Consider the following 24,038-nt stretch of genomic DNA (forward strand, 5'->3'; position numbering starts at 1 on the left):
CCGATTCCAGGCAATAAAAAAGAAAAAGCCGGACGGCTGTCCGGCTTCGTGATGGCGGCGCGGCGGGCGCCGTCAGAGCGGCACGTCGATCGCGCCGGCGCCGGTCGTGATCGCGTTCGCGCCCGGCGCGGCCGAGATCGGCGGCAGGTTCGCGCTGGTCAGCGCGGGCGCGGCGCCCGGCGTGCCGCCGCGCGGCACCGTGCGGATCACCTGCGACGGCGGCAGCGGCGCACCGTTCTTCAGGTGCCGCCACATCAGGTTCAGCGCCTGCAGGTTGTAGTAGTGGACCGGCACGAAGCGCGTGTCGAAACCCGCGACGGGCAGGAACGCGTCGAAGTGCTGGCCGTTCGTCACCTCGTAGAACACGAGCTTGCTGCGCCCGCGTTCGCTGATGCCGTTTTGCGCGACGTACGCGCGCGACGCGTGATTCACCGGCACGAGCGCGTCGCTGCGGCCCTGCACGATGATCGCCGGCTTGCCCTGCAGGTTCGCATTCACGCGCACCGCGTCGACGTTCGCGGGCATCCCGAGCATTCCGTTGGTCCAGAGCTGGCGCAGGCACAGCGCGCCCGCGAAGCTCGCATCGGGCGTCGCGAGCCGGTGGTCGACGCCCGCGCCCGTGTTGAACACGAGGTTGATGCCGGCCGTCGGCGGCACGCCGTTGCCGACGCCGAACACGGCCGTCATCGGCGACGCGGCCGGCGAAGCGACCGCACCCGTCGCCGCGTTCGTCGTCGCGAAGCTGAAATTGCACAGGTTGTCGATGACGCGCGAGCGCGTGTACGCGTTCGCATAGGTGACCGCGATCGCCGGAATCGCCTGCGAATCCCACATCGGCGCCTGCAGCAGGTCGGAATCGGCCAGATAGCCGGCCGCGTGAAGCTGTGCGAGCGCGTCGGCCGCCTGGCTCTGCGGGTCGGCGCCCGACACGAGCCCGGCCGCGGCGAGCGTCGCGCAGCGCTGCGTGCGGATCGACTGCGTGGTCGCGGCCGGCAGCGCGCTCAGGTACGGCGCACCAGCGAGCGACGCCGACGCGGCCGCGCACGGCTGCAGCAGGTTCGCGAGCGTCGCGTAGTCGGCCAGCGGCCGGCCGAACGACGGCACGGGCTGGCCGCCCGTGCGCACGATCGCGTTCGGCGACATCCGCACGTTGATCTGCGGTTCGCCGACCACGACCGCGGTAATCCAGCCGCGGTTGTCCTGCTCGGCCGCCGCGAGCGACGCGCCGCCGCCGTTGCTGACCGACGCGGCGATCGTCGTGATGTCGCCCGCTCGATAGCGCACGCCGTGATGCGAGCCGTCGATCAGCGGTCCGAACTGCTCGTTGAGCGCCCAGTACGCGAACTCGACCGACTGCAGCGTCACGCGCCCCCAGTCCTGTTCGGGATTCTGCTGCGAATGCGCGTGCTTGAACGCATAGCGGTTCGGGAAGCGGCTGTTGAACGCGGCGAGATCGCCGCTCGTCACGTTCGCGGTGAACAGGCTCGCGGTGCCGGCGAGCACCGCGTTGGCGAGCGTGCCGTCGATCAGCGTGACCGTATCGGTGCCGAGCTCGTGCGCGCCGTTGCCGCCGCCCTTGTCGTTGTATGCGACCGCGCAGCCGCGCTTGAGCGCCCATTCGCCGGCCGCGGAGATCGCGCCGTACACGCCGCGCGAGCCCGACGACGTCGCGGTGACGATGCACGGTTGCGCCGGATCGAAGCTGGCGGGCACCTGCACGAGCAGCGTCACGTTCTTGCTGCCGCTGCCGTCGTCGGAATACGCGAGATATTCGGTGCCGGGGATCTTGCCTTCGCCGAGCGTGTCGTTGCCGTCGAGGTCGACGTTCGGCCCCCAGAAGCGGCCATAGCCGCCGTTCGCGCTCATGTCGACGAGCGCACGGTAGTTCGACCAGATCGCGAGGCGGCGCAGCTCGGCGCTCGTCGGCCGGGACGGATTCGCAAAGCCGGGCGCGGTCGCCGCCGCGAGCCCCGTCTTGCCGAGGCCGGCCGTCAACAAATCGTCACTGGCGCCGTCGTAGGCCGTCGTGCGCACGCTGCCGGACACGAAGCCGGGCAGCCGGTTGCGCTCGGCCGATTCGTCGCCGTTGCAGGCGCCGAGCATCGCGACAGCGGCCAGCGCCGCGCCGAAAACCATCCGCCTGCCCCACCCGAGCCTCGCCATCGCCGCCCTCTCGATATCGTTATCGGTCCGCCGCCGCGTCGCACGCGGCTTGCGGACTTTGAAGCGCAAACGGGCTCCGGCATGCCGGAGCCCGCCCGAAAGCGGGCATGCGCGGCGCTCGCGCGCCGCCGCCCGGCATTACTGCTGCTGGACCGTCAGCTTGTTCGTGACCGACGTCACGCCCTTCACGTCCTTGGCTGCGGCTTCGGCCTTGTCGATCTGTGCCTGTTCGGGCATCGTGCCCTCCAGCGTGATCGCCCCGCCCTTCGAACGCACGACGAGGTTCGACACATTCACGCCGGGTTCCTTCGAAATCGCCTTGCGCACCGCGTAGCCGAGCTTGCGGCTCGCCTTCTTCGCGGATTTCGCGGCGGCCTTCGGCGCGCTCGTCGCGGCCGCCGGCGCTTCGGTGGCCGCCGCATCGCTCGACTGCGCATACACGCTGCCCGACAAACAGGCCGCCACGGCGGCGACGCCCAACGCTCTCAACACGATCGACTTCATGCTATCTCCTTGTAACTCCGGAACGGCCGTGCACAGTACGGCCGGATACCCCCAAAGACAGCCGGCCCGCGCGCGAACGGGCGGGACAGCCGGTGATTTCCACGGCGATGCGAGAGAGGCGAGGCGGGCCGACAGCCGGCGCGCGCGATAGCGGGCCGGCCGGGCCGGACAGCCGCCGGCCGGACGCGCCCGGTCTAATTGCGTGCCGGGTCGCGCGCGAATCGGGCGCGGCTGCGTCGCACAATGTAATCCAGCGCCCGCGGAAGCGCAAAGCTTTTGACGAAGCGCCGCCCGCCGCTGTCGTCGCGGCGCCGCGCCACGGCACCCGACTCGCGCATGCGCGGCGAAACCGGGTACCATCGCCGCGAGAATCCGCATCGTCCATGACGGCCGTCATCGATGCGTCACGCCAGCGTCACCCGCCAACCCCATGAAGCCTGCCCTCCCTCGTCCGCCTCGCCGCATCCTCGCCCGCTTCGTCGCGGTGTCGTGGCGCGACCTCGCGCTGTCGATCGGCCCGACCGTGCTGCTCGCGGGCGCGGCCGTCTGGCTCGCGGTCAGGCTGATCCAGCCGGCGCCGCCGTCCACGCTCGTGATCTCGGCCGGGCCGCCCGGCAGCACGTACTGGAACGCCGCGCAGAAATACAAGGCCATCCTCGCGAAGAACGGCGTCACGCTCGACGTCGAATCGTCCGAAGGATCCGCGCAGAACCTCGTGCGGCTGTCGAACCCGAGCGCGCCGGTCGACGTCGGCTTCGTGCAGAGCGGCATCGGCCCGAAGGAGCGCGACGAACAACTCGTCTCGCTCGGCAGCATCGGCTACGTGCCGCTCGCGATCATGTACCGCGGCCCGATCGTCGCGCGCCTGTCCGACTTCAAGGGCAAGCGGCTCGCGCTCGGCGCGGAAGGCAGCGGCGCACGCGAGCTGAGCCTCGCGTTGCTGAAGATGAACGGCATCGTGCCGGGCGGCCCGACCGAGCTGCTGCCGACCGCCGGCGAGGACGCCGCGACCGCGTTGCTCGACGGCAAGATCGACGCCGCGTTCCTGTCCGGCGACTCGACGCAGATCCCCGTGATGGCGAAACTGTTCCGCGCGCCCGGCGTGCACGTGTATTCGTTCACGCAGGCCGAGGCGTACGCGCGGCGCTTTCCGTACCTGACCGCGATCACGCTGCCGATGGGCGTCTACGATCTCGGCCGGAACCTGCCGCCCGCCGACATCCATACCGTCGCGCCGACGATCGAACTGGTCGCGCGCGACTCGCTGCACCCCGCGCTGTCCGACCTGCTGATCGAGGCCGCGCGCGAGGTGCACGGCCACGCGACGATCCTGCAGCACGCGGGCGAATTCCCGTCGTCCGTCACGCGCGGCTTTCCGCTGTCCGACGATGCCGCGCGCTACTACAAGTCGGGCAAGACCTTCCTGTACCGGAGATTGCCGTTCTGGGTCGCGAGCCTCGTCGACCGGCTGCTCGTCGTGATCGTGCCGCTGATCGTCGTGCTGATCCCCGGGCTGCGGCTCGTGCCGTCGCTGTACGGCTGGCGCGTGCGTTCGCGCATCTATCGCTGGTATGGCGCGCTGATCGCGCTCGAGCGTCGCGCGCTCGGCGAGCACACGGCCGAGGAACGCGTCCGGTTGCTCGACGAGCTCGACGACATCGAGGAAGCGGTGAACCGGATGAAGATGCCGCTCGCCTACGCGGGGCAGTTCTACGTGCTGCGCGAGCACATCGGCTTCGTGCGCGAACGGCTCACCGCGCACGACCAGGACACGCCGGCGGCGTCGCCCGGCGCCGGCGGAAAGCCGCCTGCGCGCACCGATGCCGCGCCGCCGACCGGCGAGCCCCCCCGGGCGACTCCCGGTTCCGCGTAAGCGGACGATCCGCGATCATTGCTGCATGCGCGCCCGCCCGCGTACCATGGAGGCCGCCGTACGCCCCACCCTCTGGAGATCGTCATGACAACCGGCCTCGACACCGCCCAGCCCGCCTGGTTCTTCGACTTCGTGTCGCCGTTCTCCTATCTGCTGCTCGAACAGCATGACAAATGGCCGGACGTGCCGTTCGAACCGGTCGCCGTGTCGCTCATCGACCTGCAGCGCCACTGGGGACAACGCCCCAGCGCCGACGTGCCGGCCAAGCGCGTGTTCACGTACCGTCACGCGCTGTTTCGCGCGGAACAGCTCGGCATCCGCTTCAAGATGCCGCCCGCGCACCCGTTCGATTCCGACAAGGTGTTGCGCCTCGCGATCGCGCTGCGCGCCGATATCGCGACGGTACTGGAGATGTACCGCTTCATCTGGCGCGACGGCAACGATCCGTCGACGCCCGAAGGTTTCGCTGCGCTGTGCGAACGCGTCGGCGTCGGCCACGGCGACGAGCTGATCGAATTCGAGGAGACGAGTGCGCAGCTGGCCCGCAACAACGCCGACGCGATCGCGCTCGGCGTGTTCGGCGTGCCGACGTTCTGGATGAACAAGCAATTGTTCTGGGGTGAAGACGCGCTGCCGATGGTGCTGTACTGCGCGCGCACGCCGAACTGGCTCGAATCGAGCGAGGTCAAGCGGATCAGCACGCTGCCGAAGGGCCGGGCGTGATGGCCGGTATCACGCACGGCAACGTGCAGCTGCGGTAAGGTTACGCTTCGCCCGAATCACCCGCACCGATGGAAGACGACGACCGTACCGCCTCGCTCGACATCTGGCTCGTGCGCGTATTGCGCACGCTGCTGCTCGAGCGCAGCGTCACGCAGGCCGCGCTGCGGCTGAACCAGACCCAGCCCGCGATCAGCACCGCGCTGCGCAAGCTGCGCGAGACGCTGAACGACCCGATCCTCGTGCGCGGCAAATCCGGGATGGTGCCGACCGAATACGGCGCGTCGCTGCTCGAAGCCGCGCAGCGCGCGCTGCGCGAGGTCGACTTCATCGCGACGCCTCACGGCGACTTCGACCCGTCGTCGGCGCGGCGCACGTTCCGCGTCGCCGCGCCCGACTACCTGAACGATTTCTTCATGCCGACGCTGATCGAACGCTTTCGCGACGCGGCGCCGCATGCGCACCTGGAAATCGATTCGCTGAATCCCGCGCTCGACCACGCGGGCGCGCTCGAATCGGGCGCGCTCGATCTCGTGATCGGCAACTGGCCGAAGCCCGACCCGCAGTTCGCGCGCCAGGACCTGTTCTCCGACACGATCGTGTGCCTGATGCGCGAAGCGCACCCGCTCGCGCACGTGCCGCTCACGCGCGAAGCGTATGCGTCGGCCGCGCATGTCGCGCCCACGCCGTACACCGGCGACAAGCGCAACGCGATCGAGATCGGCCTCGCACGCGCGCGCCTCGCGCGGCGCATCGTGACGACGCTGCCTTACTTCGGGATCGTGCCGCAGGTGCTGCTGCAGTCGGACCTGATCTTCACGACGACGCGCCGCTTCGCGACGCACTACGCGCAGTTGCTGCCGCTCGTCGTCGTCACGCCGCCCGTGCCGTTCCCGCGCATCAAGAGCTACCTGCTCACGCATCCGCAGCCCGACCGCCCGACCGACATCGCGTGGCTGTGCGCGCTGATGCAGAGCGTGTCCGACGAGCTGACGGTCGCCCGCACTCGCAAGCGCTGATGCAAGGCGCAACGCGCGACCGCTCAGGCCGTGCAGAAGGTTTCCTGCAGATGGGTCCAGCGCACGACGCCCGCCGCGTCGCGTTCGAACACGGCGGTCGCGCGCCGTGCGGGCAGCTTGCCCGATGCCGCGTGCTGCGCTTCGAGATAGGTGATCACCGCATGCGATGCGTCGGCCGCGAGCACGCGGATTTCCGATAGCGTGATGCGCAGCCCCGGCTTCGCGCCGGCGAGCTTCGCGAACAGTGCGCGCGTGCCGTCGCGGTCGAACATGCGGCCGTCGGTCAGGATCATCGTGAAACCGGTGGAGAACGGCGCGAGCATCGCGTCGAGCGCCGCGGGCGCGGTGTCGGTGCCGGACAGCCAGCGCTCGATGGCAACGAGGCTCGCATCGAGCGCGTCGAGATAGATCGGGTGATCGGACATGGCGCCTGCACGGAAAAATGCGCGGCCCGATGCCGCGCGTTGCCGTGCAGTGTATGCAAAAACGCGCGGCCGTGCGCCGGCCGCGCGACGTTACTGCGCGCAGGACACGTCGTCGCGCGCGCGCCCTGCCGCGGCCGCCTTCGCGTCGGCCACCGGCATGCCCGAGCGCGCCTGCAGCAGTTCCGCGCACACGGCCACCGCGATCGCGCCCGGCGCCTTGTCGACGATGCCCGCGACGCCGATCGGGCACACCATCTCCGCGAGCCGCGCCGGATCGACGCCGCGCGCGGCGAGCCGGCGCTCGAACTTCACGCGCTTGGTGCGCGAGCCGATCATCCCGAAGTACGCGTAGTCGCGCCGCCGCATGATCTGAGCGGCAAGCGCGAAGTCGAGCGCGTGGTTGTGCGTCATCACGAGGAAGTACGCACCGGGCGGCGCCGCGTCGACGACGGCCTCCGGCGTGTCGGTCGGCTCCGGCTGCACGTTCGGCGGACATTCGTCCGGGAACAGCTCGTCGCGCGTGTCGACCCACTGCACGACGCACGGCAGCGCGCCGAGCAGCGTGACGAGCGCGTGACCGACGTGCCCGGCGCCGAACAGCACGATGTGCATCGGCGCCGGCGCGCCGGTCGCGCGGTTGCGCCGGCCGGTGCCCTGCGCGAACGTCGGGGTCGACGCGGTGCGAAGCGAGCGTGCGGGCCCGTTCATGTCAGCCTGCCCGAGCCGCACGCACCGCATTCACCGCGCGCAGGATCGACTCGCCGGTCGCCGGCGCGTCGAGCGGCGGGTTCACCTTGTAATCGCCGACCGCCGCGACCGCGTCGCGCACCGCGAAGAACACCGAGAACGGCAGCAGCAGCGGCGGCTCGCCGACGGCCTTCGACCGGTGGATGCTGTCCTCGACGTTGCGGTTCTCGAACAGCCGCACGTTGAATTCGGGCGGCGTGTCGTTCACGGTCGGGATCTTGTACGTGGACGGCGCATGCGTCATCAGCTTGCCGCCCTGGTTCCACCACAGCTCCTCGGTCGTCAGCCAGCCCATCCCCTGGATGAACGCGCCTTCGACCTGGCCGATGTCGAGCGCCGGGTTCAGCGACGCGCCCACGTCGTGCAGCGCATCGACGCGCAGCGTGCGCATCTCGCCCGTGAGCGTGTCGATCACGACTTCCGACACGGCTGCGCCGTACGAGTAGTAGTAGAACGGCCGGCCCTGCAGCTTCGACTGATCCCAGTACAGCTTCGGCGTCGCGTAGAAACCGTCGGACCACAACTGCACACGTGCAAGGTACGCCTTCGCGACCACTTCGCCGAACGGCACGCCCTGGCCGCCGACCCATACGACGTCGTTGCCGAACTTCACGTCGGCCGCATCGGCCTTGCCGTCGCCGAACTGCTTCGCCGCGAACACCGCGAGCCGCTCGCGCAACTGGCGCGCCGCATCCTGCGCGGCCTTGCCGTTCAGGTCCGAGCCCGTCGACGCGGCCGTCGCGGACGTGTTCGCGACCTTGCTCGTGTCGGTCGCCGTCACGCGGATCCGGCCGAAGCGGATGCCGAGCTCGTGCGCGACGACCTGCGCGACCTTCGTGTTGAGCCCCTGCCCCATCTCCGTGCCGCCGTGGTTCACGAGCACCGAGCCGTCGGTATAGATATGCACCAGCGCGCCGGCCTGGTTGAAGTGCGTGACGTTGAACGCGATCCCGAACTTCACCGGCGTGAGCGCGATGCCCTTCTTCAGCACCGTATTGCGCGCGTTGAATGCGCGCACGCCCGCGCGCCGTGCGCGGTAGTCGCTCGTCGTCTCGAGTTCGCCGAGCAGCTCCTGCAGCACGTTGTCCTCGACCGTCTGCCCGTACGGCGTCACGTTGCGCTCGGTCTTGCCGTACAGGTTCGCGTAGCGGACGTCGAGCGGATCGCGGTCGAGCGAGCGCGCGACGTCGTCGAGGATGTATTCGATCGCGAACGCGCCCTGCGGGCCGCCGAAGCCGCGGAACGCGGTGTTCGACTGCGTGTTGGTCTTGCCGCAGTAGCCGGCGATGTCGACGTCGCCCAGCCAGTACGCGTTGTCGAAGTGGCACACCGCGCGCGTCATCACCGGGCCCGACAGGTCGGCCGAGAAACCGCAGCGCGACGTCATCTCGAGCGCCACGCCGTCGAGGCGGCCGTCGTCGTCGTAGCCGACGTCGAAGCGGTAATGGAAGTCGTGCCGCTTGCCGGTGATCATCATGTCGTCGTCGCGGTCCGGACGCAGCTTCACCGGGCACAGCAGCTTCCACGCGGCGAGCGCCGCGCAGCACGCGAACAGGCCCGACTGCGATTCCTTGCCGCCGAACCCGCCGCCCATCCGGCGGCATTCGACCAGCACGTTGTGCGACGCGACGCCGAGCACGTGCGCGACGAGGTGCTGCATCTCGCTCGGGTGCTGCGTCGAGCAGTACACGTGCATCCCGTCGTCGTCCTTCGGCACCGCGTACGCGATCTGCCCTTCCAGGTAGAACTGCTCCTGGCCGCCGAGCAGCATTTCGCCCGACTCGCGGTGCGGCGCGGCGGCGAGGCGCGCGGCCGCGTCGCCGCGCGCGAGCTTCAGCGGCGGGATCACGTAGGTTTCGGCCTGGCGCGCTTCCTGCGCGGTCAGGATCGCGGGCAGCTCTTCGTATTCGACCTTCGCGCGGCGCGCGGCGAGCCGCGCGGTTTCATGCGACGTCGCCACGACGATGAACATCGGCTGGCCGACGAACTGCACGATGCCCTTGGCCAGCACCGGGTCGTCGTGGATGATCGGGCCGCAATCGTTGACGCCCGGGATGTCGTCGGCCGTGAACACGGCGACCACGCCCGGCGTCGCGCGCACCGCGTCGAAGTTCATCGACACGATCTTCGCGTGCGGTTTCGCCGACAATCCGAGCGCCGCGTGCAGCGTGCCCGCGACGACCGGAATGTCGTCGGTGTAGGTGGCACGCCCGCTCACGTGCAGGTGCGCGGATTCGTGCGCGCGCGATACGTGCACCTGCGCGGCGTCGGCCTGCGGGTCGAGGGTGCTCAGGAACGGTTCTGCTTGCTGGTTCATCTTCGGTGTTCTCCGTCTTCAGACGCGCGCCGCGTCGGCGCCGGCTTCGGCGGCCACTTCACGCACATTCAGGGCTTGCGGCGGCAGCGGGTCGTGCGGGCGCGTCTCCAGCCAGAATCGGTACATCAGGTTCTTCGCGGTATCGAGGCGATACGTGCTCGTCGCGCGCATGTCGGACAGCGGCTGGTAGTCGCGCTCGAGCGCCTGCATCGCGGCCTGCGCGGTGGCTTCGTGCCACAGCGCGCCGTCGAGCACGGCTTCGGTGTGCGCCGCGCGCTTCGGCGTCGCGGCCATCCCGCCGAACGCGATGCGCGGCTCGCGGATCGTGTCGCCGTCCGCGATGAACGCGAACGCCGCGCACACGGCCGAGATGTCGGAGTCGAACCGCTTCGACAGCTTGTACGTGCGGAACTGCAGCTTCGCGCGCGCGCCGGTGCGGGTCGGCACCTTCACGCCGACGACGAATTCGTGCGGCGCCATGTCCTTCTGCTGGTAGCCCGTGTAGAGCGCCTCGAGCGGCAGCTCGCGCACCGTGTCGCCGCCGCGCAGCACGACGCGCGCGCCGAGCGCGATCAGGCCGGGCATCGTATCGCCGATAGGCGAGCCGTTCGCGACGTTGCCGCCGAGCGTGCCCGCGTTGCGGATCGGCAGCGACGCGAAGCGCTTCCACATCTCGGTCAGCTCCGGATAGGTGCCGGCCAGTGCCGCATACGCGTTCTCGACCGTCACACCCGCGCCGATCTCGATCCAGTCGCCCCGCTCCGCGACGCGCTGCAGTTCGGCGATCTGGCCGACGTAGATCAGGTCGTCGAGCCGCCGCATCTGCTTCGTGACCCACAGGCCGATGTCGGTGCTGCCCGCGAGGATCCGCGCGTCGGGCCGTTCGACCTTCAGCGCGGCCAGCGCGTCGAGCGTGCGCGGCGCCGCGAAGCGCGCGCCGTTGGGCGTCGCGTAGTCGAACGTGTCGTCGCGCCTGAGCGACGCGAGCGTGCGGGCGAGCGCGGCCGTGTCGACCGGTGCCGACGGCGCCGGCGCACCTTCGCCGGCCGCGTCGAACATCTGCACTGCCGCATCGACGATCGGGCGATAACCGGTGCAGCGGCACAGGTTGCCCGTCAGCGCGTCGGCGATCTCGGTACGCGTCGGCACGTCCTTCGCCTTCGCGCACGCGCTGCCGCAGCCTTCGTGGCCGTGCTTCTCGTACAGCGCCCACATCGACATCACGAAGCCGGGCGTGCAGAACCCGCATTGCGAACCATGGCAGTCGACCATCGCCTGCTGCACCGGATGCAGCGAGCCGTCCGGCTGGCGCAGATCCTCGACCGTCAGCAACGCCTTGCCGTCGAGCGTCGGCAGGAACTGGATGCATGCGTTGACGGCCTTGAACTCGACCGCGCCGGCGTCGGTCAGCTCGCCGACGACGACCGTGCACGCGCCGCAGTCGCCTTCCGCGCAGCCTTCCTTGGTGCCGGTGCAATGCGCGTCCTCGCGCAGGTACTGCAGCACGGTGCGGGTGACGTCCGCGCCGCTGACCTCGCGGATCGCGTGACGATGGTAGAAGCGGATCGGCTCACTCATGTCTCGATGATTCTTCAAATGGGGGTAAAGCGGTCTGCGCGGAGCGCCCGACCGACGTTTCTCTGACAGTTTGCACGCTATCACCATCAAATTTCGCAACCCATAGCCCATCACGCATGGGGCCCATATAACTGCCGCGATATGAGCGCCGGGGCCGCCCGACGCCTTTTTCGCACGGCCTTCCCGGCGTGCCGGCGCCGATCCGTTGCGCGCGAAAACGGGTCGCGATTAACTAAATGGTACCTGCGTGAAAACCGGTTCCATGGGAAAATCCCGATTCCGTTTTGCGCCGTCTTCCGTTCCGTCAGCCTCCGTTTCGCTCATTCGTTCCGACCCCATGTCATCCGATTCCGCCACACCAGCACGCAGCGGGTTCGCGGTCACGCTGCAAATCGTGTCCGTCGTCTGCTTCACGTTCATCTGCTACCTGACCATCGGCCTGCCGCTCGCGGTGCTGCCGGGCTTCGTCCATGACGACCTCGGCTTTTCCGCGATCGTCGCGGGCGGTGCGATCAGCGTCCAGTACTTCGCGACGCTCGCGTCGCGGCCGCTCGCCGGGCGCTTCGCCGATACGCTCGGCCCGAAGCAGACGGTGCTGCGCGGGCTGGTCGGCTGCGGCGCGTCGGGCGTGCTGCTGCTGGTCGCGCTGCTGCTCGCACACTGGCCGGTCGCGAGCCTCGTACTGCTGGTCGCGAGCCGGCTCGTGCTCGGCGTCGGCGAGAGCCTGTGCGGCACCGGCGCGATCCTGTGGGGCATCGGCCGGGTCGGCGTCGCGCACAACGCGAAGGTGATTTCGTGGAACGGCATCGCGACCTACGGCGCGCTCGCGCTCGGCGCGCCGGTCGGCGTCGCGATCGCGCATACGCTGAATCCGGCGCTGATCGGCGTGATCGTGATCGCGCTCGCCGCGCTCGGCTTCTACCTCGCGCGCCTGATCGATTCCGTGCCGCTCGTGCATGGCGAACGGATGTCGTATGCGAGCGTGTTCACGCGCGTGCTGCCGCACGGCCTCGGCCTCGCGCTCGGCTCGGCCGGCTTCGGCTCGATCGCGACCTTCGTCACGCTGTACTACGCGGCGCGCCACTGGCCGAACGCCGCGCTGTCGCTGACCGTGTTCGGCACGCTGTTCATCGGCGCGCGCCTGTTGTTCGCGAACACGATCAAGACCTACGGCGGCTTCCGCGTCGCAATCGTGTCGTTCGCGTTCGAATGCTCGGGCCTCGTGCTGCTGTGGCTCGCGCCGGTGCCGCACGTCGCGCTCGTCGGCGCCGCGCTGACGGGCTTCGGCTTCGCGCTGATCTTCCCGGCGCTCGGCGTCGAGGCCGTCGCGCTCGTGCCGCCCGCGAGCCGCGGCGCGGCGCTGTCCGCATACTCGGTGTTCCTCGACCTGTCGCTCGGCATCACGGGCCCGCTCGCCGGCTATGTCGCGGGTGCGTTCGGCTATCCGCAGGTGTTCCTGTTCGCGGCGGTGGCCGCCGCCGCGGGCGTCGCGCTGTCGATGATGCTGTACCAGCGGCAGGCGCGTGTGGCGGGGAGCGGCGCGGCCGCATGAACGAGCCGCGAGGAATCGCGCGCGCCGTCCCTTCTGACGGAATGCCGTCCGAAGCCGCCCGTCGGGCGGCCGGCGATACGCGGCTTAACGCGGCAATATGTTGAAGTCCCGCAGCACGCGGGCAGCCTCGGTGTGGTGCCGGAACGGAACGACGCGCCCGAGCTTGAGTTTGGGTTCGGCACGATCGAAGAGCACAAGCGCTTCCGAAGTGTTGAGATGACGTGACATATACAGAAAGCCGTCGACCCGACGACCATGCCCGTGTACGGCGAGCGACCATTGCTGCGGGATATCGTACGGTACGACGGTCGACAGCGCCCCGTCGCCGCCGAGGTTTTTCAGCGGCAGGCCGTGCAGGACGGCCACCGTCAGCGGCAAGCCGGTGAACGAAAGTACGAAGCGCTCAAGCTCGGTCGTCACGAGCGGGAAGCCACCGACAGCGAGATCCGCGACTTCGTCGTGCAGCACCGTCTCGGCGAACGCGCAGTGCAGGTCGAAACCGAAATAGCTGGTGCCATACCGGCGCCGCTGGCGCGGGTCGTCGAAACGGTTGCCGCCCGACTTGCCGAAGTATGGCTCGCCTGTCTCGTATCGGGAGACGCGCACCAGCGCCGACGGCGCAATCTCCCGCGTAACCAGCGTCGCATTCGCGAAGTGTTCGCTCGGTGGCCTCAACGTCGACCGCACCTCCTAGCGCTCCGCGAACGCCGCTGCGGCACGCTCCACCTCTTCGCGCCTTCCTTGCGACAGCGCTTTCAGCGGCGTGACGTTGCCAAGGGACGCCTTGGGCGTCGTCAAGAACTGCCATTTACTCCATCCCGGCAAACCACCCAGGCGTTGCGTCACCTTTCCTAGCGTCTTGCGATCGATATCACCCGTCAGATAAAAGGCCGGGTAGTACTGCACCGCCCCCACGTCGACCGTGAAGATGCGCCCGGACACGACCGCCTTGCTGAGGGCCTGCCGCGTCATGCCGAGCCTTGCCCAGATCTCCGCGGCCGGCAGCAGCGCGCCCTGCGCGACGAGCGCCCGCCGTTCGGCCAGCGCGCGCCGCTCAAAATCAGCGGCCGCAGCATCCGCGCGTGCCGCCGGCTTCGCATGCTGCTTCGTGCGGCCGGAAGGTTGCCTGTCGCGGGTCGCAGCGGCAGCGATGCCGAACGTGATCGTGCCCGCCAGATCGATGACCTGGGCGATGCCGATCTTGAACAGGTGCCCGAGCTGTTCGTCCGACAGCTTGAGCAGCGCACGCGCCCGATCGGGACCGAGCATGGTCGCGGCACCAACGGCGCTGCGCAACGCCTCCTCGGTCTCGACATCGAGAATCGCAGCCGCGCTTTCAAGTGCATGAGCCTGCCTGACCATCTCCGCCTCCTTACCCAACCGGAGGTTCAAGCCTAGCCCCGAATCGAAACCAAGTCAACCAAGTCAACCTAATACCCGGTCGAGCCATGCAGCGCGTCACTCGTCCGGCCGTCGTCACGCCGTCCGGAGAAACAGCTTCCGCGTCAGGTCGAACGCGACGAGATTGCCGGCCACCACCAGAAGCAGCCCGATCACCGCGAGCGGTGACCACTGGTAGCCCTCGAACACCGTCGACACGGCCAGCGCGACGATCGGGAACAGCACCGTGCAGTACGCGGCGCGCTCTGGCCCGATCCGGCCGACGAGGGTCAGGTACGCGGTGAAACCGATCACCGAGCCCGGCACGGCGAGGTAGACGAGCGCGCCGAGATAACGCGGGCTCATGTCGAGCGTGAACGACATCCCGGCCGCCGCGCTGCCGACGGTCAGGATCGCCGCGCCGATCAGCATCGCCCAGCCATTGGTCGCGAGCGGGTGCAGCCCCATCGACTGCATCCGGCTCGACAGCAGGTTGCCGGCCGAGAAGCACATCGTGCCCGCGAACGCGATCGCGAGCCCGATCCAGGTCGCGTGATCGTCGAGATGGCCGGCCATCTGCTGCCAGAACAGGCACGCGATGCCGACCAGGCCGAGCAGCGCGCCGGCAATCGCCGACGGCCGCAGCGGGCGGCCCATGAACAGCCGGCCGTTGATCGAGTTCAGCAGCGGCGCGGTCGAGAAGATCACCGCGACCAGCCCGCTCGGCACGACCTGCTCCGCGTAGTAGAAGCACAGGAAATTCAGGCAGAACAGCGCGAAGCCCTGCGCGACGAGGTAGCGCCAGGCTTCGCGCGGCGGCCGGACCGGCCGGCGCATCACGCGCAGCAGCGCGAACAGCACGGCGGCCGCGAGCCAGAAGCGCCACGCGATCGACACGGGCGGCGGCACGGAGCCGAGTTGCCACTTGATCGCGATCCAGGTGGTGCCCCAGATCAGCACGGTGACGAAATACAGCGACAGGTTCATGGCAGCGATGGTCCGGGAATCGGATGAAACGGGATCCCGACTATGCCGCCGCGCGGCGCGCACCGATTGTCCGGAATTGCGGTCTTTTTCCGGCCGCCGCACCCGGCGCCGCACGCCCGCTTATACTCGTCGCACCATGAGCTTCTCCCTCTCCGCCCCGCCCGTCGACCGCGCCGCCACCCTGGCCGGCGGCGATTTGCCGTTCGGCCTGCAGTCGGTCTGCCGCACGCTCGCCGACGCGAACGCGACGCTCGAGCGCTTCGCGTGGCTCAGCGACCATCTCGCGATCGCCGAATGGACGCGGATCACCGACGAAAGCGAGACGATCTACGAGCAACCCGGCCACCACACGCTGTCGTGCTACCTCGACGGCGGCTACCGGACCGAGCGCGAACGCGTGCCGCGCTACGGCGCGCCGAGCCTGCTGTGCGCGCTGCCGGGCGACCACGAATCGCGCTGGTGGGTACGAGGCGAGATGCACTTCATCCATCTCTATTTCCTGCCCGAGCACTTCACGCAGCGCGCGATCCGCGAACTCGACCGCGAACCGCGCGAGCTGAAGCTCGCCGACCGCACCTATTTCGAGGATGCGCGCGTCGCCGCGCTGCTGCGCTCGCTCGCGCTGGACGGCTGGGACGATGCCGACGAGCGGCTGCGTGTGAACGAGACCGCGCACGAGGTGCTGAGCCTGCTGCTGCGCGGGCAAAGCACGACGCGTACCGACGCGTCGTTCCGCGGCGGGCTTGCGCCGGCCGTGCGCCGCCGCGTGCGCGACTACATCGATACGTACCTGACGCAGCCGCTGACGCTCGGCGAACTGGCCGACGTCGCCGCGCTGTCCGAATACCACTTCTCGCGGATGTTCCGGCTGTCGTTCGGCCGCGCGCCGCACGCGTGGGTCGCCGAGCAGCGGCTCGCGCGGGCGCGCGAACTGCTGCGCACGACGTCGCTGCCGCTCGCGCAGGTCGCGGCCGAGTGCGGATACGCAAACGCGGGCCACTTCAGCCATCGCTTTCGCGACGCGCACGGCACGACGCCGAATACGTACCGGCGCGCGATGCAGGGCCGCTGAGCGCGATCGACCGATCGCGGCCAGCCGGCCCCCGAGGCCGGTTGCCCCCTGCGGCCTTATACGCCGCGTTGCGACAGTTCCTGTTCGAGCGCCGCGACACCGGCCGGCAGGTCGACCGGCACCTTCAGGTCGACCATCGTGCGGCCGAACGCATGCAGCGTGCGGAACAGGTTGTGTTCGCGGCACTGCTCGCCCATCTGCCCGATCCGCACGATCGGCAACCCGAACGAGCCCGAGATCTCGACCTGGTACTGCTTCGAGATATGGCCGCAGACCATCCCGGGCGTGAGCCCTTCCGGCGTCTCGATCCCGACCACCGAATTGAGCCGGCAGTCCTTCGGCGCATAGAGCTTGAGCCCCATCGACTCGACACCCGCCTGCAGCGCGAGCGAGCAGCGCAGGTGGCGCGCGAAGCGGCTTTCGAGCGTCTCCGCGCAAACCAGCCGCAGCGCCTCGTGCAGCGCGAGCACGCCCGACACCGGCGCCGTGTAGTGATAGCCGGCGTTGTGCCAGAAGTTCTCCGCGAGCGCCATGTCGAGGCACCAGTGCGTGTTCGGCTCGGGGCGATGCTTCATGCGCTCCCACGCGGCGTCGGAAAACGCGATCAGCGACACGCCCGGGATCGACGACAGCCCCTTCTGGCCGCCGGTGATCACCGCGTCGATGCCCCACGCGTCCATGTCGAGCGGCATCGTCGACAGCGTGCACACCGCGTCGACGACGACCAGCGCGCCGGCCGCCTTCGCGAGCGCAGCGATGTCGCGCAGATCGCGGTTCCACACGGTGTTCGACGTCTCGCCCTGCACGATCGTGACGATCTCGGGCCGCTCGCGCGCGATCGCGTCCGCGATCTCGTCGAGGCTCGCGACCGCGCGGTCGGCCACTTCGAGCGTCGCGACGTCGGCGCCGACGCGCGTGGCCATCTCGGCCATCCGCGCGCTGAAGAAGCCGTTGCGGATCGACAGCACGCGCGTGCCGCGCCAGGCGAGGTTCGAGATCGCCATTTCCATCGCGGCCGAGCCGGGGCCCGCGACGCCGAGCACCCACTTCGTGCGGGTCTGGAACACGTAGCGCGCCATCTCCTTCACCTGCTCGATGATCTTCGCCATCGTCGCGCCGAGGTGGTTGATCACGATCGTGTTCGCCTTCGCGACGGCGGCCGGGATCGGAACCGGGCCGGCCCCCATCATCAGCAGCGGTTCTTCGGGCAGGATCGCGTCGAGCGGCACGACGACGGGACAGGGAATCGGCGAGTAATCGATGGACATGGCTGGCAAAAGGTGAGGATGGGAAATACACGGACGCCCGCCAAACCCAACTGCATGGCGAACTGATCGATCATTCCGCGTTCCGCGGCCTCGCGCAAGAGGCACGCGCGGCCGGACAGCGCGACGGTGGCCCGGTCGCCGGACCGGGCCAGCCGGCCGCCCAGGCATCGCGCGCCGGCGTTCCGGATTGGAATGGCATTGCCGGCCGGTTGTGAAACGGTTCCATGCGCGCGATTTTCTCCGCCAATATCGCCGCGTTTCATCGATGCCGACGGTTCAGCGCGACTTGGGTATCGAACGGAATAGACCGGATGTTCGATAAAAATCGCCGAACGGAATGCAATACGCAAAATCTGCGCACGGGTAAAAACATCCATTACTGCAGCATGTATTGGGGCGCGATTCCCCAAACTACCGGAGCAAACCTGATCGAATCACGAACAACCAATTGATTAACATACGAATTATTCGTCGACACGATGCATATTCCAATACTCTGCCGCCTTTGAACGGCAGGCACACGAGACAGACCGACTTTTAACCGGTACTCGCGATTTCGATTTTCCGCAACCCGCCCGTTTTCTCAGGTTGACGGATATCGCAACTATATTTAACAATCGTCTGCGGAATCGAAAACAGATTTTTCGATACGAAGGAGAACTGGGTGCCGCGCGATGCATTTTCGAGGTTGCGCGGCGAAAAATCACAACCATAATCAATCAACCGGGCCAGAAATACACAAGCCATGAACCAGATTCAGACCATGCGTGTATTCGTCTGCGTCGCCGAGCAGCAGAGCTTCCGGCGCGCAGCGCACCATCTCGGCGTGTCCAATGCGCTCGTCACGCGTTCGATCGCGATGCTCGAGGGTCACCTGAACACACGGCTGATCCACCGCACCACGCGCAACCTGTCGCTCACCGAGGCCGGCGTGCGCTACCTCGACGGTTGCCGCGCGCTGCTAGAGGAATTCGACCACCTCGAGTCGTCCGTCGCGCATGCCGTGCGCGAACCGGCCGGCACGCTGCGCGTCGTCGCGTCGGGCCTGCTGTCGCCGCTCGCGCTGACGCCGCTCGTCAGCAGCTTCCGGCACCGCTACCCCGAGCTGCGCGTGCAGCTGACCGTCGCCGAGGGGCCGCTCGACGTGCTCGAATCGGGCTACGACGTCGGCATCGTCACGGGCAACCGGCTCGACGGCAACCCGACGCTGATCGGCCATGCGCTCGCGCCGAACCCGTTCGTCGCCTGCGCGGCGCCTGCCTATCTCGACCGGCGCGGCGAGCCGCGCGCGCCCGACGACCTGCCGGGCCACGACTGGGTCACGCTCGCGCCGCACCAGCATGCGCCCGCGTGGCAGCTGGTCGGCCACGACGGCGTCGCGCATTCGGTCACGGTGCGCCCGGCCTGCACGCTCAACCAGCTCGCACTCGTGCAGGCGGCCGCCATTGCCGGCGCCGGCATCGCGGTGCTGCCCGAGCCGTGCGTCGCCGATGCGCTCAACAGCGGCACGCTCGTGCGGCTGCTGCCCGGCTACCGGATCGACGACCCGGATGCGCAACTGTCGCTCGTCTATCCGAACCGCCAGTACGTGCCGGCCCGCACGCGCAGCTTCGTCGAGCACGCGCTCGACCACTTCAGCGCGCAGACGGCCCGCGAGCGGAAGGATTACGGCTTCCTGCGTCCGTCGCGCGGCCCCGACCGCTCCGACATCGTCACGGGCCTGCAGTAAACTGCGCGCGTCAGCCATCGGAGGTGCAGCGTGCGCGTGATCCTGTTCAGCAGCCGGCAGTACGACGACGATTCGTTCACCGCCGCCAACCGGCAGTTCGGCTATCGGCTGCACTTCCAGCCGTCGCACCTCGACGCGGAAACCGCGATCCTCGCGCACGGCTATGACGTCGTCTGCCCGTTCGTCAACGACACCGTCGACGCAGCCGTGCTCGAACGGCTGGCGGACGGCGGCACGCGTCTGATCGCGCTGCGCTCGGCGGGCTTCAACCACGTCGACCTGGCGGCCGCCGAGCGGCTCGGCATCGCGGTCGTGCGCGTACCCGCGTATTCGCCGCACGCGGTCGCCGAGCATGCGGTCGCGCTGATCCTCGCGCTCAACCGCCGCCTGCCGCGCGCCGTCGCGCGCACCCGCGAAGGCGACTTCTCGCTGAACGGCCTGCTCGGCTTCGACCTGCACGGCAAGACGGTCGGCGTGATCGGCACCGGCATCATCGGCAGCGTGTTCGCGAAGATCATGATGGGCTTCGGGATGCACGTGCTCGCGCACTCGGTGCCGCCGTACAACGACGAGCTGATCGCGTTCGGTGCGCGCTATGTCGAGCTCGACGCGTTGCTGCACCAGGCCGACATCGTCAGCCTGCACTGTCCGCTGCTGCCGTCGACGCACCATCTGATCAACGAACAGACGCTCGCGCGGATGAAGCACGGCGCGATGCTGATCAACACCGGCCGCGGCGGCCTCGTCGATGCGCAGGCGCTGATCGACGCGCTCAAGAGCGGCCAGCTCGGCCATCTCGGGCTCGACGTGTACGAGGAGGAAAGCGGGCTCTTCTTCGAGGATCACTCCGACCTGCCGCTGCAGGACGACGTGCTCGCGCGCCTGCTGACGTTCCCGAACGTGATCGTCACGTCGCACCAGGCATTCTTCACGCGCGAGGCGTTGGCGGAGATCGCGCACACCACATTGCTGAACATCGAGGCGTGGCATGCCGGCACGCCGCAGAACCTCGTGACGGCGAATCGCTGAGAAATCGACGAAACCGGCTCATTTCATGGTTGCCGGCGCCACCGCAATCGTTTGCTTTTGATCAACGCTGAAAACACGATCTTTTACATCAACAATTCCGCATTTTGTTTCGACTGATGTAACGCGGCCCGCGCGCGGTCTGCTATCGTTGCGCCGACGTCATCCCCTGCTTTTGCCGCTCATGCGTTTCGACGACTCCGATATCGCCGCCGTCTACCGCGCCATTTTCGAACGGCGCGACATGCGCCATTTCACGCCGGCGCCCGTCGATCCGGCGGTGCTCGCGCGCTTGCTGCGCGCGGCGCACCACGCGCCGAGCGTCGGCTTCATGCAGCCGTGGCGCTTCATCCGCATCACCGATCCCGCGCTGCGCACCGCGATCCACGCGCTGGTCGAGGCCGAGCGCCGCGCGACCGCCGACGCGCTCGGCGAGCGCCAGGACGAATTCATGCGGCTGAAGGTCGAAGGCGTGCGCGAATGCGGCGAACTGCTGGTCGTCGCGCTCGCCGACGGCCGCGAACACCACGTGTTCGGCCGCCGCACGCTGCCGGAGATGGATCTCGCGTCCGCCGCGTGCGCGATCCAGAACATGTGGCTCGCCGCGCGCGCGGAAGGGCTCGGGATGGGCTGGGTGTCGCTGTTCGACGTCGATGCGCTGCGCACGCTGCTGCGGATGCCCGCCGGTGCGAAGCCGATCGCCGTGCTGTGCGTCGGGCACGTCGACGCGTTCTATGCAAAGCCGATGCTCGAGCAGGAGCGCTGGGCCGCGCGAATGCCGATCGAAGCATGCCTGTTCGAGAACGGCTGGGACGATCCGGCCTCGATCGACGCCGCCGGATCGCCTGCATCGCGTGCATCGCCTGCGGACACGAACGCCGAACCGGACGCAAGCGTGCCACGCACACCGGACACCATCGCCGAACCGGCTCGATCCGCCGCACCCTCCGACGGGTCGCCCGAACGCATCGCCTGAAGCGCGGCCCGGTAGCCGCCACCGCTCCGACCCCGACGAATTCGCACGCCGCAAACCGCCGCCAAATCCCACATTGTGAGCTTCCCGCCCGCTACCCCGTCGCACGCCGGCAACATCCGTTTTGGCCCCAAGCATAAGGGTTTTCACTGAAGTAGAATCGCGCTGTCGTTCGCCTTCCCGCCGCCCGCCCCGCGCATCCTGCGCCCACCCGAGCAGCGACTTTTCCCGAGCCTACCGCGATGCCCTTGCCTCTTTTCGCCCTCGCCGTCGCCGCATTTGGAATCGGTACCACCGAATTCGTGATCATGGGGCTGCTGCCCAACGTCGCGCGCGACCTCGGCGTGTCGATTCCGGCCGCCGGGATGCTCGTGTCGGGCTATGCGCTCGGCGTGACGATCGGCGCGCCGATCCTCGCGATCGTCACCGCGAAGATGCCGCGCAAGCGCGCGCTGATGGGCCTGATCGGGCTGTTCATCGCCGGTAACCTGTTCTGCGCGATCGCACCGGGCTATGCGGTGCTGATGGCCGCGCGCGTCGTCACCGCGTTCTGCCACGGCGCGTTCTTCGGGATCGGCTCGGTGGTCGCGAGCAACCTCGTCGCGCCGAACCGCCGCGCGCAGGCGATCGCGCTGATGTTCACGGGCCTCACGCTCGCGAACGTGCTCGGCGTGCCGCTCGGCACCGCGCTCGGCCAGGCGTTCGGCTGGCGCGCGACGTTCTGGGCCGTCACCGGCATCGGCATCGCCGCGGCCGCCGCGCTCGCGGTCTGCCTGCCGAAGAACCTCGCGATGCCCGACACCAGCATCACCCGCGAATTCAGCGTGCTGAAGCACCCACAGGTGCTGATGGTGCTCGGCATCAGCGTGCTCGCGTCCGCGAGCCTGTTCAGCGTGTTCACGTACATCACGCCGATCCTCGAGGACGTGACCGGCTTCTCGCCGCGTCAGGTCACCTATGTGCTGCTGCTGTTCGGCCTCGGGCTGACGGTCGGCGGCACGCTCGGCGGCAGGCTCGCCGACTGGCGCCGGATGCCGTCGCTGATCGCGACGCTCGCGCTGATCGGCCTCGTCCTCGCGCTGTTCGCGGGCACGATGCATTTGCCGTTCGCCGCGCTCGCGACGATCTTCGTGTGGGGCATCCTCGCGTTCGCGATCGTGCCGCCGCTGCAGATCCTGATCGTCGATCGCGCGAGCGACGCGCCGAACCTCGCATCGACGCTGAACCAGGGCGCGTTCAACCTCGGCAATGCGACGGGCGCGTGGCTCGGCGGAATGGCGATCGGCTCCGGCGTGTCGCTCGTGAACCTGCCGTGGGTCGGCGTCGCGATGGCCGTCGCGGCGCTGGCGCTCACGCTGTGGTCGGCGTCGCTCGAACGCCGCCCGCTGGCCGCGCCGACTGAATACGTGTAACGCGCCGACGCGCATTCGTTGCGCGCGCAACGCATTCGATCCTGACGGCCTTCATGGACCTTTCAAGGTCCGCGGTGTAGCATCCCGGCCGATGAAAGCCATTCTCAATCGTGATTTCCTCGCGCTCATTTTGAGCGTCGCGGTCGTCGGCCTCGGGACCGGCGCCACGCTGCCGCTCACCGCGCTCGCACTGACCGAAGCCGGACACGGCACCAACGTCGTCGGCATGCTGACGGCCGCGCAGGCGCTCGGCGGTCTCGCGATCGTTCCGTTCGTCACCGCGCTCGCGCGGCACATCGGCTCGCGCCGCGCGATCGTCGTGTCGGTCGTGCTGCTCGCGGCAGCCACCGCGCTGATGCAGTTCACGTCGAACCTGATCCTGTGGGGCGTGCTGCGCGTGCTGTGCGGCGCCGCGCTGATGCTGCTGTTCACGATCGGCGAAGCGTGGGTCAACCAGCTCGCCGACGATTCGACGCGCGGCCGCGTCGTCGCGATCTACGCGACCAATTTCACGCTGTTCCAGATGGCGGGCCCCGTGCTCGTCAGCCAGATCGCGGGCGCGACGAGCATCCGCTTCGCACTGTGCGGCGCGCTGTTCCTGCTCGCGCTGCCGACGCTCGCGACGATCCGGCGCGCGCCGCTCGCGGGCGACGACGCGCATCACGAAGCGCACGGTCGCTGGCTCGACGTGCTGCCGCGCATGCCCGCGCTGATCATCGGCACCGGGTTCTTCGCGCTGTTCGATACGCTCGCGCTGTCGCTGCTGCCGCTCTACGCGATGGATCACGGCGTCGCGAGCGCGACCGCCGTGCTGCTCGCGTCGATCATGCTGTTCGGCGATACCGCGATGCAGTTCCCGATCGGCTGGCTCGCGGACAAGCTCGGCCGCGAACGCGTGCACCTCGGCGCGGGCTGGATCGTGCTGGCCGGCCTGCCGCTGCTGCCGCTCGTGATCGCGAACCCGTGGCTGTGCTGGCCGCTGCTGTTCGTGCTCGGCGCGGCGGCCGGCAGCATCTACACGCTGTCGCTCGTCGCATGCGGCGAACGCTTCCGCGGCGCGGCGCTCGTCACCGCGAGCTCGCTCGTGTCGGCGTCGTGGAGCGCCGCGAGCTTCGGCGGCCCGCTCGTCGCGGGCGCATTGATGGAGCAACTGGGCAGCAACGCGCTGGTCGGCGTGCTGGTCGTCTGCGTCGCGGCGTTCGTCGCGGCCGCGCTGTGGGAGCGCCGCGCCGCGTTGCAACGCGCGGTCTGACACGCACGCGCCGCCACACAATGACGACGGCCCGCATGATG

22 protein-coding genes are annotated in these 24,038 nt (G+C 68.9%); 10 read left to right on the plus strand and 12 right to left on the minus strand.

From position 1 onward, the window contains the following. Window positions 1–72: 72 nt before the first annotated feature. Both BT264_RS02855 and BT264_RS02860 read right to left on the minus strand, forming a co-directional pair. Window positions 73–2,163, minus strand: coding sequence for a D-(-)-3-hydroxybutyrate oligomer hydrolase (locus BT264_RS02855; RefSeq protein WP_072436207.1), 2,091 nt, complete (start codon window positions 2,161–2,163; stop codon window positions 73–75). Window positions 2,164–2,301: 138 nt separating this feature from the next. Beyond that, a complete protein-coding gene (locus BT264_RS02860; RefSeq protein WP_072436208.1) occupies window positions 2,302–2,667 on the minus strand; it encodes a BON domain-containing protein in 366 nt (121 codons plus the stop codon). 430 nt (window positions 2,668–3,097) lie between these two features. Between BT264_RS02860 and BT264_RS02865 the strand changes: the two genes are divergently transcribed. From BT264_RS02865 to BT264_RS02875, 3 genes are all read left to right on the plus strand, one after another. Next, window positions 3,098–4,540: a TAXI family TRAP transporter solute-binding subunit gene (locus tag BT264_RS02865; protein WP_072436209.1), complete on the plus strand. Its 1,443-nt coding sequence runs from the start codon at window positions 3,098–3,100 to the stop codon at window positions 4,538–4,540. Between the two features lie 84 nt (window positions 4,541–4,624). Beyond that, window positions 4,625–5,263 (plus strand): DsbA family protein, encoded by a 639-nt coding sequence (locus tag BT264_RS02870; RefSeq protein WP_072436210.1) that lies wholly within the window; start codon window positions 4,625–4,627, stop codon window positions 5,261–5,263. 68 nt (window positions 5,264–5,331) lie between these two features. Further along, the gene (locus BT264_RS02875) at window positions 5,332–6,279 is read left to right on the plus strand and encodes a LysR family transcriptional regulator (protein WP_034182857.1); all 948 of its coding nucleotides are present in this window, start codon (window positions 5,332–5,334) and stop codon (window positions 6,277–6,279) included. Between the two features lie 23 nt (window positions 6,280–6,302). On the opposite strand, the gene BT264_RS02880 is transcribed toward BT264_RS02875, so the two are convergent. The 4 genes from BT264_RS02880 to xdhA all read right to left on the minus strand — a co-directional run bounded on the left by BT264_RS02880 (window position 6,303) and on the right by xdhA (window position 11,346). Then, window positions 6,303–6,704 carry a nuclear transport factor 2 family protein gene (locus BT264_RS02880; RefSeq protein WP_072436211.1) on the minus strand — a complete coding sequence of 134 codons (402 nt, stop codon included), beginning with the start codon at window positions 6,702–6,704 and terminating at the stop codon, window positions 6,303–6,305. Window positions 6,705–6,794: 90 nt separating this feature from the next. Beyond that, window positions 6,795–7,412: a xanthine dehydrogenase accessory protein XdhC gene (gene xdhC / locus BT264_RS02885; RefSeq protein ID WP_072436431.1), complete on the minus strand. Its 618-nt coding sequence runs from the start codon at window positions 7,410–7,412 to the stop codon at window positions 6,795–6,797. A gap of 1 nt (window position 7,413) precedes the next feature. Then, window positions 7,414–9,768 carry a xanthine dehydrogenase molybdopterin binding subunit gene (gene xdhB, locus BT264_RS02890; RefSeq protein WP_072436212.1) on the minus strand — a complete coding sequence of 785 codons (2,355 nt, stop codon included), beginning with the start codon at window positions 9,766–9,768 and terminating at the stop codon, window positions 7,414–7,416. Between the two features lie 18 nt (window positions 9,769–9,786). Next, window positions 9,787–11,346 (minus strand): xanthine dehydrogenase small subunit, encoded by a 1,560-nt coding sequence (gene xdhA, locus BT264_RS02895; RefSeq protein WP_072436213.1) that lies wholly within the window; start codon window positions 11,344–11,346, stop codon window positions 9,787–9,789. Between the two features lie 337 nt (window positions 11,347–11,683). On the opposite strand from xdhA, the gene BT264_RS02900 reads away from it, so the two are divergent. Beyond that, window positions 11,684–12,898: an MFS transporter gene (locus tag BT264_RS02900; protein ID WP_072436214.1), complete on the plus strand. Its 1,215-nt coding sequence runs from the start codon at window positions 11,684–11,686 to the stop codon at window positions 12,896–12,898. Window positions 12,899–12,982: 84 nt separating this feature from the next. Here BT264_RS02900 and BT264_RS02905 read toward each other — a convergent pair whose 3' ends face one another. The 3 genes from BT264_RS02905 to BT264_RS02915 all read right to left on the minus strand — a co-directional run bounded on the left by BT264_RS02905 (window position 12,983) and on the right by BT264_RS02915 (window position 15,265). Then, window positions 12,983–13,585 (minus strand): RES family NAD+ phosphorylase, encoded by a 603-nt coding sequence (locus BT264_RS02905; RefSeq protein ID WP_072436215.1) that lies wholly within the window; start codon window positions 13,583–13,585, stop codon window positions 12,983–12,985. A gap of 3 nt (window positions 13,586–13,588) precedes the next feature. Next, window positions 13,589–14,260 carry a hypothetical protein gene (locus BT264_RS02910; RefSeq protein ID WP_034183418.1) on the minus strand — a complete coding sequence of 224 codons (672 nt, stop codon included), beginning with the start codon at window positions 14,258–14,260 and terminating at the stop codon, window positions 13,589–13,591. Between the two features lie 114 nt (window positions 14,261–14,374). Further along, window positions 14,375–15,265 carry a DMT family transporter gene (locus BT264_RS02915; protein WP_072436216.1) on the minus strand — a complete coding sequence of 297 codons (891 nt, stop codon included), beginning with the start codon at window positions 15,263–15,265 and terminating at the stop codon, window positions 14,375–14,377. 136 nt (window positions 15,266–15,401) lie between these two features. Here BT264_RS02915 and BT264_RS02920 point away from each other — a divergent pair, with 136 nt between their 5' ends. Continuing rightward, window positions 15,402–16,337 carry an AraC family transcriptional regulator gene (locus tag BT264_RS02920; protein ID WP_072436217.1) on the plus strand — a complete coding sequence of 312 codons (936 nt, stop codon included), beginning with the start codon at window positions 15,402–15,404 and terminating at the stop codon, window positions 16,335–16,337. Window positions 16,338–16,393: 56 nt separating this feature from the next. On the opposite strand, the gene BT264_RS02925 is transcribed toward BT264_RS02920, so the two are convergent. From BT264_RS02925 to BT264_RS37820, 3 genes are all read right to left on the minus strand, one after another. After that, window positions 16,394–17,605, minus strand: a complete 1,212-nt coding sequence (locus tag BT264_RS02925; protein ID WP_072436218.1) for a pyridoxal-phosphate-dependent aminotransferase family protein — start codon at window positions 17,603–17,605, stop codon at window positions 16,394–16,396. Then, window positions 17,527–17,982, minus strand: coding sequence for a hypothetical protein (locus BT264_RS39060; RefSeq protein WP_177318331.1), 456 nt, complete (start codon window positions 17,980–17,982; stop codon window positions 17,527–17,529). The genes BT264_RS02925 and BT264_RS39060 overlap by 79 nt, the downstream gene beginning before the upstream one ends. Before the next feature lie 160 nt (window positions 17,983–18,142). Beyond that, on the minus strand, window positions 18,143–18,352 hold the full coding sequence (locus BT264_RS37820; protein ID WP_143155677.1) for a hypothetical protein: 210 nt from the start codon (window positions 18,350–18,352) through the stop codon (window positions 18,143–18,145). Here BT264_RS37820 and BT264_RS02930 point away from each other — a divergent pair. The 5 genes from BT264_RS02930 (at window position 18,351) to BT264_RS02950 (ending at window position 23,997) form a co-directional block, all read left to right on the plus strand. After that, window positions 18,351–19,334 (plus strand): LysR family transcriptional regulator, encoded by a 984-nt coding sequence (locus BT264_RS02930; protein WP_072436219.1) that lies wholly within the window; start codon window positions 18,351–18,353, stop codon window positions 19,332–19,334. The two genes, BT264_RS37820 and BT264_RS02930, sit on opposite strands and share 2 nt — an antisense overlap. Window positions 19,335–19,364: 30 nt before the next feature. Beyond that, window positions 19,365–20,363, plus strand: a complete 999-nt coding sequence (locus BT264_RS02935) for a 2-hydroxyacid dehydrogenase (RefSeq protein ID WP_072436220.1) — start codon at window positions 19,365–19,367, stop codon at window positions 20,361–20,363. A 181-nt stretch (window positions 20,364–20,544) separates the two neighbouring features. After that, window positions 20,545–21,336 (plus strand): 5,6-dimethylbenzimidazole synthase, encoded by a 792-nt coding sequence (gene bluB / locus BT264_RS02940; protein WP_072436221.1) that lies wholly within the window; start codon window positions 20,545–20,547, stop codon window positions 21,334–21,336. 239 nt (window positions 21,337–21,575) lie between these two features. Beyond that, window positions 21,576–22,745: an MFS transporter gene (locus tag BT264_RS02945; protein ID WP_072436222.1), complete on the plus strand. Its 1,170-nt coding sequence runs from the start codon at window positions 21,576–21,578 to the stop codon at window positions 22,743–22,745. 91 nt (window positions 22,746–22,836) lie between these two features. Continuing rightward, window positions 22,837–23,997, plus strand: a complete 1,161-nt coding sequence (locus BT264_RS02950) for an MFS transporter (RefSeq protein WP_072436223.1) — start codon at window positions 22,837–22,839, stop codon at window positions 23,995–23,997. Window positions 23,998–24,038 lie beyond the last annotated feature (41 nt).

Source organism: Burkholderia sp. NFPP32 (assembly GCF_900119325.1).
Lineage (GTDB): Bacteria > Pseudomonadota > Gammaproteobacteria > Burkholderiales > Burkholderiaceae > Burkholderia > Burkholderia pyrrocinia_C.

Coding starts and splice junctions, on each gene's coding strand:
- BT264_RS02855 (WP_072436207.1), bottom strand. CDS start 2,163: ATGGCGAGGCTCGGGTGGGGCAGGCGGATGGTTTTCGGCGCGGCGCTG.
- BT264_RS02930 (WP_072436219.1), top strand. CDS start 18,351: ATGAACCAGATTCAGACCATGCGTGTATTCGTCTGCGTCGCCGAGCAG.
- BT264_RS02925 (WP_072436218.1), bottom strand. CDS start 17,605: ATGTCCATCGATTACTCGCCGATTCCCTGTCCCGTCGTCGTGCCGCTC.
- BT264_RS02950 (WP_072436223.1), top strand. CDS start 22,837: ATGAAAGCCATTCTCAATCGTGATTTCCTCGCGCTCATTTTGAGCGTC.
- BT264_RS02945 (WP_072436222.1), top strand. CDS start 21,576: ATGCCCTTGCCTCTTTTCGCCCTCGCCGTCGCCGCATTTGGAATCGGT.
- BT264_RS02860 (WP_072436208.1), bottom strand. CDS start 2,667: ATGAAGTCGATCGTGTTGAGAGCGTTGGGCGTCGCCGCCGTGGCGGCC.
- BT264_RS02865 (WP_072436209.1), top strand. CDS start 3,098: ATGAAGCCTGCCCTCCCTCGTCCGCCTCGCCGCATCCTCGCCCGCTTC.
- BT264_RS02875 (WP_034182857.1), top strand. CDS start 5,332: ATGGAAGACGACGACCGTACCGCCTCGCTCGACATCTGGCTCGTGCGC.
- xdhA (WP_072436213.1), bottom strand. CDS start 11,346: ATGAGTGAGCCGATCCGCTTCTACCATCGTCACGCGATCCGCGAGGTC.
- BT264_RS02880 (WP_072436211.1), bottom strand. CDS start 6,704: ATGTCCGATCACCCGATCTATCTCGACGCGCTCGATGCGAGCCTCGTT.
- xdhC (WP_072436431.1), bottom strand. CDS start 7,412: ATGAACGGGCCCGCACGCTCGCTTCGCACCGCGTCGACCCCGACGTTC.
- BT264_RS37820 (WP_143155677.1), bottom strand. CDS start 18,352: ATGGCTTGTGTATTTCTGGCCCGGTTGATTGATTATGGTTGTGATTTT.
- bluB (WP_072436221.1), top strand. CDS start 20,545: ATGCGTTTCGACGACTCCGATATCGCCGCCGTCTACCGCGCCATTTTC.
- BT264_RS02870 (WP_072436210.1), top strand. CDS start 4,625: ATGACAACCGGCCTCGACACCGCCCAGCCCGCCTGGTTCTTCGACTTC.
- BT264_RS02915 (WP_072436216.1), bottom strand. CDS start 15,265: ATGAACCTGTCGCTGTATTTCGTCACCGTGCTGATCTGGGGCACCACC.
- BT264_RS02900 (WP_072436214.1), top strand. CDS start 11,684: ATGTCATCCGATTCCGCCACACCAGCACGCAGCGGGTTCGCGGTCACG.
- BT264_RS39060 (WP_177318331.1), bottom strand. CDS start 17,982: ATGGATGTTTTTACCCGTGCGCAGATTTTGCGTATTGCATTCCGTTCG.
- BT264_RS02910 (WP_034183418.1), bottom strand. CDS start 14,260: ATGGTCAGGCAGGCTCATGCACTTGAAAGCGCGGCTGCGATTCTCGAT.
- xdhB (WP_072436212.1), bottom strand. CDS start 9,768: ATGAACCAGCAAGCAGAACCGTTCCTGAGCACCCTCGACCCGCAGGCC.
- BT264_RS02920 (WP_072436217.1), top strand. CDS start 15,402: ATGAGCTTCTCCCTCTCCGCCCCGCCCGTCGACCGCGCCGCCACCCTG.